The organism is Novosphingobium subterraneum (assembly GCF_000807925.1).
Taxonomy (GTDB): domain Bacteria; phylum Pseudomonadota; class Alphaproteobacteria; order Sphingomonadales; family Sphingomonadaceae; genus Novosphingobium; species Novosphingobium subterraneum.
Genome location: NZ_JRVC01000006.1, coordinates 1 through 14,091, shown reverse-complemented (window position 1 = coordinate 14,091; position 14,091 = coordinate 1). Strand labels below are relative to the sequence as shown.

Genomic DNA, 14,091 nt, shown 5'->3' with positions numbered 1-14,091 from the left:
GGACTTGCGCCCCCGCGAAGGCTGGGGCGCAGTGCCTCGGAACCTAGATCAATCCCGCCAGCGGACTGCTTGGATCGGCATACTTGCGCGTTGGCATGCGTCCGGCAAGATAGGCATCGCGCCCGGCCTGCACTGCCAGCTTCATCGCCCGGGCCATGCGGATCGGGTCCTTGGCTTCGGCAATCGCGGTGTTCATCAGCACGCCGTCGCAGCCGAGTTCCATCGCCACGGCCGCTTCCGAAGCCGTGCCCACGCCGGCATCGACCAGCACCGGCACCTTGGCCCCTTCGACGATCAGCCGCACCGTCACCTTGTTCTGGATGCCGAGGCCTGAACCGATCGGCGCGCCCAGCGGCATGACCGCCACGGCGCCCGCATCCTCGAGCTGCTTGGCCGCAATCGGATCGTCCACGCAGTAGACCATCGGCAGGAAGCCTTCCTTGGCCAGCACTTCGGTGGCGCGGATCGTCTCGATCATGTTGGGATAGAGCGTGCGTGCCTCGCCCAGCACTTCGAGCTTCACCAGATCCCAGCCACCCGCCTCGCGCGCCAGGCGCAGCGTGCGGATCGCACTTTCGGCATCGAAGCACCCGGCAGTGTTGGGGAGGTAGGTGATCTTCTTGGGATCGATATAGTCTGTCAGCATCGGCGCCTTGGGGTCCGACACGTTGACGCGGCGCACCGCCACGGTGACGATCTCCGCGCCCGAGGCCTCGACTGCGGCGGCGTTCTGCTCGAAGTCCTTGTACTTGCCGGTGCCGACAATCAGGCGCGAGCGGAAGGTGCGGCCGGCAACGGTCCAGGTATCGCTTGAATCCGTCACGTCGCTTTGTCCTCCACCTACGAAATGCACGATTTCCAGAACGTCGCCCTCGGCAATCGCCACGTCGCCCAGCGTGGAGCGAGGCACGATCTCACCATTGCGCTCGACCGCAACCTTGGTCGGCTCGAGTTCGAGGCTGCGCACCAGATCGGCGATCGATCCGGGCGCGGCCCGGCGGGGTTCGCCGTTGACGACAAGGGAGAGCATTCCAGTCATGCGGCCCGCTTTAGCGACGCGGGGGCAGGGTGCAAGTATGGCCTTAGTGAGAGGCGCGCATGTTGATCACGTGCGCCACTGCCACGAGGATCACGCCGCCCACCGTCAGCGCCACTTCGGCATCGCCATGGCCAACTGCAACGGCTGCGCCCATCAGCGCCAGCCCCGACCCGCCAATGGCCAATGGCAGCAAGCGTCCATGACGCAGCGCGCCGATCCCGATCGTCGCCGCGCCGATGACCAGCGCGAAGGCGAGGCCCCAGCGGTGTATGTCCGGGTTCAGCAGCACCCCGCCGCCGATGCCCAGCATCCCGACCAGGAACAGCCCCGCCACGCAGTGAATCAGGCACAGCCCCGAAAGGAGCACGCCGATCCGGTCAAGCCGGGCACGCAAGGCAAGCAGGGCATCACTCATGCAGCCTCATATATGTTACAATGTTACATCACACAAGGCGATGTGGCGAAATTCTCTCCTGTCCGAATGTCTACGGTACTGCCCGACAATCGCTCTTGCGATTCGAGGAGGGCGGGAGCAGGGGCGGGAGCCATGACTAACAGCGTCACGCCCAAGCTGCGAAACGATGCCACTGCGCTCTCGCGCTGGCTGTTCATCGTCGCCTTCATGGTCCTCGCCATCGTCGTGGTCGGCGGCATCACCCGCCTCACCGAATCGGGCGTCTCGATCACCGAGTGGAAGCCGGTCAGCGGCACGCTCCCTCCGATCACCGAGGCGCAGTGGCAGGCCGAATTCGACGCCTATCGCGCCACGCCGCAGTACCAGCTGGTCAACGGTCCGGCGGGCATGACGCTCGAGACCTACAAGTTCATCTTCTTCTGGGAATGGGTCCACCGCCTGCTCGCCCGCACCATCGGCCTCGTGTTTGCAGCGCCGCTCGCGTGGTTCTGGATCAAGCGGCGCATCCCTGAAGGCTACAAGCCCCGGCTGCTCGCGCTGCTGGCACTGGGCGCACTGCAGGGTGCGGTCGGCTGGTGGATGGTCAAGTCGGGCATCGTCAACGACGTCAAGGTTAGCCACTTCCGCCTCGCCACGCACCTGCTGGTCGCGCTGTTCACGCTTGCAGGCCTCGTGTGGACCGCGCTTGATCTGATCGCGCTCGGCAAGGGCGAGGGTCGCTCACGCCTGCATGGCATAGGTCTGCTCGCGCTCATCATGCTGGTGCTGCAACTGTTCTACGGCGCGCTGGTAGCGGGCCTGCGCGCAGGCACTTCGGCCGGCGGCGGCTGGTTCAACTGGGACGCCTGGCCGCTGATGCAGGGCAAGGTCTATCCCGATGGCATCGACTGGGCACTGGGCGCAGGCCACGCGCTGTTGTCCGATCCATTCCTCGTCCACTTCATCCACCGCTGGTGGGCTTGGGGCCTGGTCGCCATGCTGGTCGTTGTCGCCCGGAAGCTGCGCAAAACGGACCGCAAGGCTTCTGTCGTCCTCCACTCGGTCTTTGGCACACAGGTCCTGCTCGGCATCTTCACCGTATGGAGCGGCGTCGCCCTGTGGCTCGGTGTGCTGCACCAGCTGGTCGGCGCGCTGCTCGTCGCCACCACAGTATGGTGCGCCCACATCCTCGGCCGCCCGAAACAAGGCGCGCAATGACCGCCGCGCTGATCTGGTGCCCCTTCGGCGACGTCGAGAGCGCCGAGGCGGCGGCAGGTCAGTTACTCGAAGAGCGCCTGATCGCCTGCGCCAACATCCTCCCCGCCATCCGCTCGCTCTATCGCTGGAACGGCGAGCGGGGGAAGGGCAGCGAAGTTGCCGTCCTGTTCAAGACCCGCGCCGACCTGCTGGATGCCGCCGTGGCGCGCCTCGAAGCGCTCCATCCCTACGATGCGCCCGCGATCTCCGGGTGGCGCTGCGATGCGGCAGGAGTGGCCACGCTGGGCTGGCTGGGGGCAGAGTGCGGGCCTCTTCTGCCATGAATATTCGTTGTGTCGTCGCCGCAAGACGATGTTATCTGCGACAATGCGCAATCGAGTTCTCGTCTTGCTCGCTGTGATGGCCGCATATGCAGCTGCGTTTCTTCCAATCCTTGTCATGGGTCGGGAAGGACTTTGGCTCGCCAAGCTTCTGTTTCTCTCGGGTTTGCCTTTTCTCGCATTGGCGACGGTGTTCGGGGTAGTATTTGCAGATCCAATCCGGGTGCATCCTTGGCCATGGAGCGTAAGTGCTTCGGCCATTGCCGTACTGGCGAGCACCCTTGCACTCTGGTTCCTCACAAGCAGCGCCATCGGACTGCCGAGCGTCATTCCTGCGATCTTTGCGCCGCTTGCCTTCAGGTTGGTACTAAAGTTTGGTGATCAATAAGGCGCGTCGCAAAGCAGCAGATTGGAAGAGGTATTATTTTACCTCTCGGAAAACCCGCAGTTTGCTTGACTCTCGCGGGCATTTGCAACAAAGGCGCGCTTCCTTCGTCGTGAAGTAGCGGATTCTCGCCCGGATCGACGCACCGAATATCCAGGGAACCCGTAGCCATGAAGGCTCTCAGCAAGGTCACCCGGTCGATCAAGCCGGCCGAGGTGGAGAAGAACTGGCATCTGATCGATGCCGAAGGCATGGTTGTCGGCCGTCTCGCCGTCGTCATTGCCAACCATCTGCGCGGCAAGCACAAGCCGAGCTACACCCCGCACGTCGATTGCGGCGATCACGTTGTCGTGATCAACGCCGACAAGGTCAAGTTCACCGGCAACAAGCTGAAGAACAAGACCTACTACAAGCACACCGGCTATGCCGGCGGCATCAAGGAAGTCACCGCGGACAAGGTCCTCGGTGGTCGCTTCCCCGAGCGCGTGCTTGAAAAGGCGGTTGAGCGCATGATCCCCCGCGGCCCGCTCGGCCGTGCGCAGATGCGCGCCCTTCACCTCTATGCCGGTGCCGAGCACCCGCATGGCGGCACCCAGCCGGTGGCGCTCGACGTCGCCTCGATGAACCGCAAGAACAAGGTGGGTGCATAATCATGGCCGAAACCGAAAACACCGTGTCGAGCCTCGCCGACCTCAAGGACCTGACCGCTGCTGCTCCCGTGGCTGCCGCTCCGGCCGAGGCTGGTGAAGCCGCTCCTGTCCGCACCGGCCCCGCTGCCGTGATCCGCGCTCGCGAAGTCGATGCGCAGGGCCGTTCGTATGCCACCGGCCGCCGCAAGGACGCCGTGGCCCGCGTGTGGCTCAAGCCCGGCTCGGGCAAGGTCACTGTCAACGGCCGTGACCAGGAAGTCTACTTCGCCCGTCCGACTCTGCGTCTGGTGATCAACCAGCCGTTCGAAGTCGCCGGTCGCGAAGGCCAGTACGACATCGTCTGCACCGTCAAGGGCGGTGGCCTCTCGGGCCAGGCCGGCGCGGTCAAGCACGGCATCGCCCAGGCCCTGTCGAAGTTCGAACCCGAACTGCGCAGCGCCGTGAAGGCTGCCGGCTTCCTGACCCGCGACCCGCGCGTCGTCGAGCGTAAGAAGTACGGCAAGGCCAAGGCCCGCCGCAGCTTCCAGTTCTCGAAGCGCTAATCGCGCTTCGGCGGGCAGTTCTCGAAGCGCCGATCGCGCTTCGGCTGCAAGGCAGAACAGAAACAAGGGGTTGGCTTCCGGGCCAGCCCCTTTTTTCTTGCCTGCAGCATTCCACCGTCGCATCGCATGCGCGGACGAGAGGGGACCTTGCGCGATGATCAGGCTGCCGCGCCCCGCAGCATGGGGGCAGTTGCGCTTCGGCGGACGCCTCGGCTGGGCGCGTGGCGCTGTGGGTGCGCTCTTCGGCGTGGCGCTGGCAGCAGTGGCCGGCAAACTTCTCCCCGGCACTCCGCAGTCGCCATGGATCGTCGCGCCTGTCGGTGCATCGGCGGTGCTGGTCTTCGCGGTTCCTGCCAGCCCTCTCGCGCAGCCATGGTCAGTCCTCGGCGGAAGCATGGTTGCTGTGCTAACCGGCCTTGCCGCAGGCCATCTGGTCGGCGATCAGCTGACTGCGGTAGGCCTCGCGGTGGGCATGGCGATCGCCACGATGACACTGGCCCGTTGCCTTCATCCACCCGGCGGCGCCTGTGCCATCCTCGGCGCGCTTGCGGCAACTAACCCTGCCAGTAGCGCAATCGGGCTTCTTCTGCCGCTCCTCGCCAATCTGCTGGGACTGGTCTTCGCAGGGTGGCTCTATAACAACTTCACTGGCCACCCATGGCCGCACATTCCGCTTCAGGCACCACCCATGCCAAAGGGCACATGGGCAGGCACATACGAGCGTGCGGACCTCGATGCCGTCCTGGAAGATTGGGACGAAGTGCTCGACGTCGCTCCGGAAGATCTCGACGCGCTGTTCCGCGCGGTCGAACGCCGCGTGCTGCGACGCTGGGAGGATGATCACAAGTAGGCGTCAGAACAGGCTGGGCTGTTCCGGCTTGCGCGGCGCCGACGGAGCGGGCGCGTTCTCCTCTACCTCTATTTCCACCATCGCCGCGTCGGCATAGGGCCGCTGCATCGCCACCGCCGCATCGCCTTGGGCGGTCAGCCACTGGTGCGCGGCTTCCGCCGTGCCGAGGATGACGGGCATCGCCTTGGGATGGACCCGCCCGACCACGGCATTGGCCCCGCAGGTAAGGAAGGCAAAGTGCGGCCCCTCCGCTGTCGGACGCCACAGCCCTGCGAAGGCGAACAACTCCTGCTCCTTCAGGGCGAACCAGTGCTTGCGCTTGCGTCCCGTGTCCGGGTCCGGCGTCTGCGACCACTCCGAGAAGGCCGTGACGGGTACGAGGCAGCGCCGGTTCGGGTCCTCCAGCGCTGCCCGCCACATTGGCGAAGCGAGGTTGCGGATATTGGTCACCGGGCGCTTCACTTCGCCGAACGGCGGCCAGCCCCAGCGCATCGTGCCCAGCCTGCGCGTCGGCCCCCGCGCAATCAGCACGGGCGCTTCGGCATCGGGGTAGATTTCGGAAAAGGCGGGCAGATTGACCTGCGCATTGGCCACCGGCGCGAACATCTGCGCGATGGCTTGCACGTTGCTGGTCATGCGATACAAGTTGCACATAACAACCAGATATGTGCGGGAGAGCGCCATGGCCACCCATTTGCGGCCGAATATCGAATGCAGCGACGCTGAATGGCATGCCCGGCAGGAACTCGCCGCCTGCTATCGCATCTATGACCACCTGGGCTGGTCCGAATCGATCTACAACCACATCTCGCTGAAAGTGCCGGATCAGGAAGGCGCGTTCCTGATCAACCCGTTCGGCCTGCTCTACAGCGAGGTCACTGCCTCGAACCTCGTCAAGATCGACATCGACGGCAACAAGCTGGATGACAGCACCTATCCGGTCAACCAGGCGGGCTTCACCCAGCACGCCTATTTCCACCGCCACCTGCCCTGGGCCCACGCGATCAGCCACGTCCACACGACCGAGACGATGGCGGTGTGCAGCCTCGAAGAAGGGCTGATGCCGATCAACTTCTACGCCTGCAACTTCATTGGGCAGCTCGCCTACCACGATTTCGAGGGCGTCACCGTCCGCGCCGAAGAGGGCGAGCGCCTGCTGGCCAACCTTGGCGACAAGCGCGTGCTGATGCTGCGCAACCACGGCCCGGTGGTGCTGGCCCAGACACTGCAGCAGATGTTCATCACGCAGTGGAGCCTGCAGCGCGCCTGCGAGATCCAGATGGCGACGCTTTCGATGGGCCGCCCGCCGATCCACGTCGGTGAGGACGTGATCAAGGTCCACCAGCGCGATCTCGGCCAGGTCAATGCCGGCGGCCGCGTCGGCGAGGCGGACTTCGCCGCATGGACCCGCCGCATCGACAGGATCGACCGCAGCTGGCGGGATTGATTGAAGCGGTGGCGGCGCGCTAAGCGGAGGCCATGGCCCGCCTCACCGTCAACAACCAGCCCGTGCAGTACCGTCTCGAGGACGATACCCCGCTGCTCTGGGCGCTGCGTGATGCGGCCAATCTCACTGGCACCAAGTACGGCTGCGGCACCGGCGAATGCGGCGCCTGCATGGTCATCGTCGATGGACAGGCAATGCCCAGCTGCACCCTCTCGCTGGGCGAGGCCGAGGGCCGCAGCGTCACCACCATCGAAGGCCTGTCGGGTGACCGCTCGCACCCGGTGCAGCAGGCGCTGGTGGCCGAGCAGGCAATCCAGTGCGGCTTCTGCACGCCGGGCATCGTCATGGCTGCGGCCGCGCTGCTCACCACCAGCGCCAGCCCGACCGACGAGGATATCGGCCGCGCCATCACCAACATCTGCCGCTGCGGCGTCTATCCGCGCTTGACCCGCGCGATCCAGCGCGCCGCCCGCGTGATGCGCGGCGAGGAGACGATCAGCGCCGCTCCGCCACCGGCGATCGTGGCGCCCGGCGCAGGCTGAAGGGGTGGCGCCCTCCCCTCGCGAGGGGGGAATGGGAGAGCGCCTGGGGTGTTTCAGAACTTCGCGCGCACCGTCAGGCGGGCATTGATCGGCTCGCCGGTGGAGATGTTGTTGTCGGTATGCGCCGAGGGGAAATAGTCGGTGTCGGTGAGGTTCTCGACATTGAGCTGGACCGACAGGTTCTCCGACAGGTCATAGAATACCGCGGCATCGATCCGCGTGAACGCCGGCAGCGTTACCGCGTTGCTGATCGTCGTGAAGCTCTTCGACTGGTGCGTCAGACCCACGCCAAGGCCCAGCTTGTCGCTCACGTCGTAGCGGGCCCACGCCGAAGCCTGGTGGCGCGGCAGCTGTGCCAGCCGCGTGCCGGGCAGAGCTGCCGTGGTCCGCGAACGCACTTCGCCGTCCTGCAGCGTATAGCCCAGGCTCACCTGCAGCTGCGGCAGCACGCGGCCGGCGAGCGAAAGCTCCACACCCTTGGCGCGGGTCTTGCCCGACAGCTCGGGGAAGCCGGTGGCCGGGTTGTTGAAGCGCGAATTTTCGCGGTCAAGCTGGTAGGCCGCCGCTGTGAAGGCGAGGTTCGGGTTCACGTCCCACTTCACGCCTGCCTCGAGGTTCTCGAACTCCTCCGGTGCCAGCGTCGCCTGCGTGGCGTCCAGCGAGCCGAACTGGTCGCCCGACTGTGGCAGGAAGGTGCGGGTAAAGCTGCCATAGAAGCTTACGTTCTCCTGCGGCTTGACGATCACGCCGAAGCGCGGCGACCACTTGCGGTCCGTGCGCGCGGCCGTGGTCGTGGCGATGCGGTTGTCAGCGCTGATCCTGAATTCGTCGAAGCGCACCCCTGCCACGACCTGCAGGAACGAGGCCAGCTCGATCTGGTCCTGGAAGTAGGCTGACCAGGTATCGACCCGGCTGAAGGTCGAACGGCTGGGCGCGGCGAAAGTCACCGCCGGGATGGTCAGGCGCTTGGCCAGTGTCACGGTGGTGGAGCCGCTGAAGATCGGGTCGGAACGCAGGCTCGAGGTGTCCTGGCTCGAAACCTCGAGACCGGCCAGAACGGTATGGCCGATGCCGCCAGTCCGGCCTTCCCAGACAAGGTTGGTCTGCCCGACCCAGCTTTCGCGCACGTTGGCGCTGGAATAGCCCGAGAGCGTCAGCTGGTTCGAAGCGTTCACCGCACTGCCGGCGAAGACGTTGCCGTAATACTTGTCGGTGTGGGTGTACTGGCCCAGCACGTTGAAGCTGAGGCCATCGGCCAGTTCGTGATCGAGGCGGGCCTGCGCGATGTGCGCTACAACCGTCGCAATGTTGACGTCCGAGCGGCCGAAGAAGGTATCGTCATAGCCGGTCAGCGGCTTGCCGTTTACCGAGGGCACGCCGCGGTCGGTGGTACGGCGGTCGTCGTCATAGTTGTAGGACAACTCGATGCGGGTCTTCTCGCCGGGCTGGAAGGCCATGGTCGGGTTCACGCCGATGAAGCGGCCCTCGAAGTCCTGGCGGTGGTTGTCGAATTCCTCGTAGGTGCCGTTGAAGCGCGCGCCGACAGTCTCGGTGAGGGGCTGGTTCCAGTCGGCGGCCAGCGCAAAGGCGCCGAAGCTGTCGACATTGGCGCTGGCCTCGCCCTTGGTTCGGTCAAGGTCGGGCGTCTTGCTGACGCGATTGACCACGCCGCCACCGCCGCCACGGCCAAACAGGAGCGCATTGGCGCCCTTCAGCACTTCGACCCGCTCGATGTTGTAGAGCGAGCGGTAATACTGCGTGTCGTCGCGCAGGCCGTCGAGGTAGAAGTCGGCAGTGGTGTTCTGGCCGCGCAGGTTGATCTGGTCGCGATGGCCCTCGCCCTGGCCGAGCACCACGCCCGGAACATAGCGCAGTGCATCGCCCAGTTGGGTGATGCCCTGGTCGTCAAGCTGCTCGCGGGTAAGCACGGTGATGGTCTGCGGCACGTTGACCAGCGGGGTCGGCGTCTTCACCGCATTGGCATCGACCGGGCGATAGCCGTCGGCGGTGCCGGTCACGACGATCACGGTGTTGGTTCCATCGGCCTCCAGCGCGGCATCTGCGGGCACCAGATCTTCTGCAAAGGCGGCAGAAGGCATCAGCACGGTTCCGGCGAGCAGCAGGCTGGAAAGACGGTTCACGGTAGTCCCCTTAACGATCACGTGTTTGCGATAATCATTCGCAAGAGGGCGAGTATTGCGAGTCAATCGCACTTGCAAGGGGTTTCTTGCGAATTTTTCGCAATAACATTGACCTGCGTCAAAACGCGGGCGTTGCAGCCAGTGCTCGCGGGGTTATGAGGCTTGCATCGAACACGCAGGAGGCAGCGATGAAGGCAACGATCTGGCACAACCCCAACTGCGGCACCTCGCGCAACACCTTGGCGATGCTGCAGGATGCGGGCGCGGAGGTGACGGTGGTCGAATACCTCAAGACCCCGCCCAGTGCCGAAAAGCTCGCCCAGCTCTACCGCGATGCCGGCCTCACCCCACAGCAGGGCCTGCGCTTGCGTGGCACCGACGCCGAGGAACGCGGCCTGCCCTCAGCCGATGACGCGACGGTGCTGGCCGCCATGGCCGCCGAACCCAAGCTGATCGAGCGTCCGCTGGTGGAGACGGAAAAGGGCGTCCGCCTGTGCCGCCCGAAGGAAAAGGTGCTGGAGATATTGTAGGGGGAGCGGCGGTTGAGCCTACCCGCTCCAACCAGCCCCAAACCCCTCGTCGCCCCGTGCTCGACACGGGGCCTGGCTCCCTTCTGACGCCCCTCGCAGACTCCCGCGAATCTTGCCGCGCCTGTTGAGCCGTCATGCCGAGCGCATAATCGCAGAATGAGCGCAGCCCCATGTCGAACACCGGGCGACGGCGATCTTCCGAAGGAACCTGTCGCAACCTTGAAGGTCTTCTTGCCCAGCTTCGACAAACCCTATTGTCGCCTTGGCTGACTTGCGGCTAGCTCCCGGCCATGATCAAGTTTAACGACAGATCGGTTCGCAAGATCGTCGTCGTCGCTACTGTCTTCTTGGCCGCCGCAATCGTGCTCTACGGTGTCGGACTATTTGTTCTGGATGAATCGTACCGCCAATACAGCCGAACAACCCAACAGCGCCAGTTCGTCCTTGGCGATGAATGGCACGATGCGGATCTGAAGATCATTCGTGAGTTTGAAAAGCGCCATAGTCTCGACCCGGAAGCGAATGGCGGCTTGCGGCTGGTTCTGTCGGAATGGCCTCGCTGGCGGTACAAGATTTCGTTGGACCGTCGCTTAGATGGCACTGCCAAAGGCGCAATCTACGCGATTGCATATGATGGGACGGGGCCAGCATACGAGAGAAGCTTCTCGCTTAGCAAAGGCCAGGCAAAACTGTTCTTGGATGTGTTTGACCGGAAAGTGGGTAGGTACAGGGGCGAAGCATTCCAGTGCGTCGACGGTACAGGATTCATGTTCGAGCGATGGCGGGAGCGGGCAGTCGTCGGTGGATCCGGAAATGCGGCGTGCATGAGCCACTACGCCGATTTGATGAGTTTGGTTGCGGAGACTCTGTCCGGATCTCTGAGCGATGCACCCTTCGATTGGGGTACTTGGTTTGCGGTAAAGCGGGTTCTGGAGCTTCGTGACTAGAGCGGCGAGCGGTCACAGGCGTTGCCACTTGACCTAGATTGGGCAGTGCTAGCTCAGAAAAACAGGAACGGCTTGCCCGCCATGATCAGCGCAGCGGCGCAGCCGAGGACGATCGCCTTGCGCGCCAGTTCAGCCGCCGAGAAGTCGGCGAGGGGCGCGTGGATGAGGGCGATGGTGCGGGCCATGCTCGAGCCATGCGCCCTCATCTCTTAACTTTGGGTAAAGGGCTTAACCCTCCAGCCACTCCAGCAGCGAGGCGAGGCAATCGCGCGCCAGCAGCTTCGACCGTTCCGGGCTCCAGCCCTGTTCCTTGCAGGGCAGGTCGTCGTTGTCCTTGAACGGCATTTCCAGCGTCATTGCCACGCAGCCGAAGCGGTGGGCGACCTGGTTGGTCGACATCGTCAGGTTGGCGCGGCCCGGCGCGGCGATGGGATAGCCGCGCCGCGTCTGGAAATCGGGGGTGCGGCGTTCCAGGATGCGGCGGTAGCGTTCGTAGGAGGCGCCAAGCTCGTCGGTCCACGAAGGGATGCCTTCGAATCCGGCAAGGAACACGTGCGGGATCGCCTCGTCGCCGTGCACGTCCATGGCAAAGTCCACGCCGGCCTCGTCCATGGCATTGCGGATTGCCAGCACTTCGGGCGAACGCTCCGGCGTCGGCTCGTGCCATTCGCGGTTGAGGTTCACGCCCACGGCATTGGTGCGCAAGTGCCCCCGGCACGATCCGTCCGGGTTGGCGTTGGGCACCACGTGGAAGCGGCAGAGCTGGCGCAGCTTGCGGCCATGTGGGTCGGCAGGGTCGGTCAGCAGTTCGAGCGCGCCTTCCATCCACCATTCGGCCATCGATTCGCCGGGATGCTGGCGGGCATAGAGCCAGACCTGCTTCGGGCCTTCGCCGATCTCGAGGCAGTCGATCGGCTGGCCTTCGATGCTGGTGCCAAGGCAGCGATGGGTCACACCCGGCAGCGCCGCCGTTTGCGCCACCAGATCGTGATGCCGCTCCATCGAATAGGGCGCGAAATAAGCGAACCAGCAGGTGCCAGCCTCGGGCGTGTGGCGGATGGTCAGCGTCCCGCCGTCCTCGCCCGGATCATGGCTGGTCTCGGTCCGGCCCCAGAACTCGCGGTCTTCAGAGAAGGCTGCCCGATACCCCGGCCAGCCACCCGGATAGGCGGAATTGCCAAGTCCGGTGATCTTCAGCTCCAGCTCACGCCCCGCAGCCCCGTCGACGCGAAAGTGGAACCATTGGAAGAACTCTGATTCGCGGTCCTTGCGGATCGCCAGCTTCGCACGCGCGCCCGAAACCTGGAGCACTTCGATGTTGCCGGAATCGAACGCGGCATTGATGCGGATATCTGTCATTTGACAGTGATAGTATCCCCTGACGTGCCGGGGAAGCCCGAGAACAGGGCATGCGCCAGGCGAGGTGCGGCAAGCGCCGGGTCGGCTTCCTTCGCCTTGGCCTTCTCGCGGTTTTCGGCACGGCCTTCCCACAGCGCCTCGCCGGTCCGGCGGTCGCGGATGCGCACCGACAGGCGCGTGACGACGTAGTCCTTCGGCCCTCCGCCCAGATTGATGCCGACACCCAGCCCCACGCCGCCGCCATAGCTGCCGGTCGATCCGCCCACGCCGACGCTCACCGGTCCGCGCTGCCTCTCGCGCTTGAGCACCTCGCGGTCGACGCGCACTTCGGCCACGGCATCGGCGGCGCCCGGCGTGGCGCTGCCAAAACCGCTGGCAAACAGTTCCTTCTGTACCGCGGCAAGCCAGACCTGATCTTCCAGGCTGGATCGGTCACTGCCCGGCGCCGCCTCGACAATCACCGCCGCGCCTTTCAGCCGGGGCAGCGTCTGCGCGGTGTGAAACCGCGTGACCTCGATCGGTGCGGGCTTGGCCTTGACGGGCGTTGCCATCAGGGCAGCAAGGGCAATTGCGGCTACAAGGCGTTTCATCATTCTGCGTCCCATGATCATGGCGCAGGTGGTGCTACGCCGCGGATTTCACCGCAATGCCAATTGGCACACCTGCTCCAGTCAGCTCGCCGGAACCACCTGCGCATCGGCAAATTTCGCGAACAGCGCCGAGGCCAGCCTTGCCGCAACTGCGCCATTGTTCAGGCCATCGTCGTCCTCGCGCGTCTGCGCTTCGGCGTGGCCTTCCCACAGCACGCGATTGCTCGCCTTGTCGCGGATGCGCACGTCGAGCCGGGTTGCGACGATGGCCTTCTTCGCCTTGGTCAGGTCGATGTTGAGCGCCATCGCGGTGTAGTTGCCGCGATTGGAAACGCCCACCTCCATCGCGCCCGAAACCGGCTTGCGCTTGGCTTCCTCGGGCACGACCTGCTCGTGGCGAATGCCGATCTGCGCGATCTGTCCGCCTTCCGCGCCGTTCACGGCCGTTTCGTAGCCAAGCTTGGCCAACTGATCGACGACGGCGGCTTCATAGACCGGCAGCTTCCATTCGGCCTCGGCGCCTTCGGCAGCGGCGACGGTGATCGGCCCCTTGCCCAGAAGAGATGCCGCATCGGCGGCCTGGAATGCCTCCACCTCGACCTTGCGCGAAGGCTCGGCACTCTGCCGCCCGTTTTGCCGCCCGATGCGCTGGTCCATCGGCTGGTCCCACCGTCTGCCCGGCGGCATGGCTTGGGCAAACGCGCTGGAGCTTGCAGCAAGGAATGCGACGGCAGACAAGATCGGTTTGGCTTTCATTCGTAATTTTCCCGTAAGGGGTGAGGCGCGACCCGGCCGGACGTGTAAATCGCCCGCGCTGTCGCAACCATGAACGCGCGGGAGCAACGAAACCTGCGCCAGAGCGGAGCGAATTGCCAATGTCGAAGGTTCCCGTTCTCGTCACCGGCGGCGCAGGCTACATCGGCGCCCACGCCGTGCTGGCGCTGAGGGACGCGGACCATCCGGTCGCGGTGATCGACAATCTCGTCACCGGCTTCCGCTTCGCCGTGCCCGATGATGTGCCGTTCTACGAAGGCGATATCGAGGATGCCGACCTTCTGGGGCGCATCTTTGCCGAACAGGGTACGCGCGCGGTCATGCATTTTGCCGGTTCCGTGGTCGTGCCCGAATCGGTTTCGA

General features: G+C 64.8%; 19 protein-coding genes. 11 read left to right on the top strand and 8 right to left on the bottom strand.

Annotated features, from left to right (window positions below):
- Window positions 1-43: 43 nt before the first annotated feature.
- Both thiS and NJ75_RS07210 read right to left on the bottom strand, forming a co-directional pair.
- Window positions 44-1,039, bottom strand: a complete 996-nt coding sequence (thiS, locus tag NJ75_RS07215) for a sulfur carrier protein ThiS (RefSeq protein WP_082013311.1) — start codon at window positions 1,037-1,039, stop codon at window positions 44-46.
- Between the two features lie 43 nt (window positions 1,040-1,082).
- Window positions 1,083-1,454 carry a MerC domain-containing protein gene (locus tag NJ75_RS07210; protein ID WP_039332980.1) on the bottom strand — a complete coding sequence of 124 codons (372 nt, stop codon included), beginning with the start codon at window positions 1,452-1,454 and terminating at the stop codon, window positions 1,083-1,085.
- A 132-nt stretch (window positions 1,455-1,586) separates the two neighbouring features.
- Between NJ75_RS07210 and NJ75_RS07205 the strand changes: the two genes are divergently transcribed.
- The 6 genes from NJ75_RS07205 (at window position 1,587) to NJ75_RS07180 (ending at window position 5,398) form a co-directional block, all read left to right on the top strand.
- Complete coding sequence (locus NJ75_RS07205) at window positions 1,587-2,651, top strand: COX15/CtaA family protein (RefSeq protein ID WP_052242166.1); 1,065 nt, start codon at window positions 1,587-1,589, stop codon at window positions 2,649-2,651.
- Window positions 2,648-2,974: a divalent-cation tolerance protein CutA gene (gene cutA, locus NJ75_RS07200; protein ID WP_039332978.1), complete on the top strand. Its 327-nt coding sequence runs from the start codon at window positions 2,648-2,650 to the stop codon at window positions 2,972-2,974. The genes NJ75_RS07205 and cutA overlap by 4 nt, the downstream gene beginning before the upstream one ends.
- Before the next feature lie 76 nt (window positions 2,975-3,050).
- Complete coding sequence (locus NJ75_RS07195; RefSeq protein ID WP_039332976.1) at window positions 3,051-3,359, top strand: hypothetical protein; 309 nt, start codon at window positions 3,051-3,053, stop codon at window positions 3,357-3,359.
- 167 nt (window positions 3,360-3,526) lie between these two features.
- Window positions 3,527-4,006, top strand: coding sequence for a 50S ribosomal protein L13 (gene rplM, locus NJ75_RS07190; RefSeq protein WP_039332974.1), 480 nt, complete (start codon window positions 3,527-3,529; stop codon window positions 4,004-4,006).
- 2 nt (window positions 4,007-4,008) lie between these two features.
- Window positions 4,009-4,548 (top strand): 30S ribosomal protein S9, encoded by a 540-nt coding sequence (gene rpsI / locus NJ75_RS07185; RefSeq protein WP_039332972.1) that lies wholly within the window; start codon window positions 4,009-4,011, stop codon window positions 4,546-4,548.
- 154 nt (window positions 4,549-4,702) lie between these two features.
- The gene (locus NJ75_RS07180; RefSeq protein ID WP_039332969.1) at window positions 4,703-5,398 is read left to right on the top strand and encodes an HPP family protein; all 696 of its coding nucleotides are present in this window, start codon (window positions 4,703-4,705) and stop codon (window positions 5,396-5,398) included.
- A gap of 3 nt (window positions 5,399-5,401) precedes the next feature.
- On the opposite strand, the gene NJ75_RS07175 is transcribed toward NJ75_RS07180, so the two are convergent.
- Window positions 5,402-6,052: an SOS response-associated peptidase gene (locus NJ75_RS07175; RefSeq protein WP_052242201.1), complete on the bottom strand. Its 651-nt coding sequence runs from the start codon at window positions 6,050-6,052 to the stop codon at window positions 5,402-5,404.
- Window positions 6,053-6,080: 28 nt separating this feature from the next.
- Between NJ75_RS07175 and NJ75_RS07170 the strand changes: the two genes are divergently transcribed.
- Both NJ75_RS07170 and NJ75_RS07165 read left to right on the top strand, forming a co-directional pair.
- The gene (locus NJ75_RS07170; protein WP_039332968.1) at window positions 6,081-6,845 is read left to right on the top strand and encodes a class II aldolase/adducin family protein; all 765 of its coding nucleotides are present in this window, start codon (window positions 6,081-6,083) and stop codon (window positions 6,843-6,845) included.
- Between the two features lie 32 nt (window positions 6,846-6,877).
- Window positions 6,878-7,387: a (2Fe-2S)-binding protein gene (locus tag NJ75_RS07165; protein WP_039332965.1), complete on the top strand. Its 510-nt coding sequence runs from the start codon at window positions 6,878-6,880 to the stop codon at window positions 7,385-7,387.
- A 53-nt stretch (window positions 7,388-7,440) separates the two neighbouring features.
- Here NJ75_RS07165 and NJ75_RS07160 read toward each other — a convergent pair whose 3' ends face one another.
- Complete coding sequence (locus NJ75_RS07160) at window positions 7,441-9,528, bottom strand: TonB-dependent receptor (RefSeq protein ID WP_236727087.1); 2,088 nt, start codon at window positions 9,526-9,528, stop codon at window positions 7,441-7,443.
- Window positions 9,529-9,716: 188 nt separating this feature from the next.
- On the opposite strand from NJ75_RS07160, the gene arsC reads away from it, so the two are divergent.
- Both arsC and NJ75_RS07150 read left to right on the top strand, forming a co-directional pair.
- Complete coding sequence (gene arsC, locus NJ75_RS07155) at window positions 9,717-10,058, top strand: arsenate reductase (glutaredoxin) (RefSeq protein ID WP_039333306.1); 342 nt, start codon at window positions 9,717-9,719, stop codon at window positions 10,056-10,058.
- Window positions 10,059-10,348: 290 nt separating this feature from the next.
- Window positions 10,349-11,005, top strand: coding sequence for a hypothetical protein (locus NJ75_RS07150; protein WP_039332961.1), 657 nt, complete (start codon window positions 10,349-10,351; stop codon window positions 11,003-11,005).
- 53 nt (window positions 11,006-11,058) lie between these two features.
- Here NJ75_RS07150 and NJ75_RS25300 read toward each other — a convergent pair whose 3' ends face one another.
- From NJ75_RS25300 to NJ75_RS07135, 4 genes are all read right to left on the bottom strand, one after another.
- Entirely contained in the window at window positions 11,059-11,190 is a 132-nt protein-coding gene (locus NJ75_RS25300; protein ID WP_255527758.1) for a hypothetical protein, read from the bottom strand.
- Between the two features lie 43 nt (window positions 11,191-11,233).
- A complete protein-coding gene (locus NJ75_RS07145; protein ID WP_039332958.1) occupies window positions 11,234-12,364 on the bottom strand; it encodes a M14 family metallopeptidase in 1,131 nt (376 codons plus the stop codon).
- Window positions 12,361-12,954 carry a DUF4136 domain-containing protein gene (locus NJ75_RS07140; protein ID WP_039333304.1) on the bottom strand — a complete coding sequence of 198 codons (594 nt, stop codon included), beginning with the start codon at window positions 12,952-12,954 and terminating at the stop codon, window positions 12,361-12,363. Before NJ75_RS07140 ends, NJ75_RS07145 begins: the two co-directional genes overlap by 4 nt.
- Window positions 12,955-13,035: 81 nt before the next feature.
- The gene (locus NJ75_RS07135) at window positions 13,036-13,710 is read right to left on the bottom strand and encodes a DUF4136 domain-containing protein (protein WP_052242164.1); all 675 of its coding nucleotides are present in this window, start codon (window positions 13,708-13,710) and stop codon (window positions 13,036-13,038) included.
- A 119-nt stretch (window positions 13,711-13,829) separates the two neighbouring features.
- On the opposite strand from NJ75_RS07135, the gene NJ75_RS07130 reads away from it, so the two are divergent.
- A partial coding sequence (locus NJ75_RS07130; RefSeq protein ID WP_039332956.1) for an NAD-dependent epimerase/dehydratase family protein occupies window positions 13,830-14,091 on the top strand: 262 nt, incomplete at its 3' end.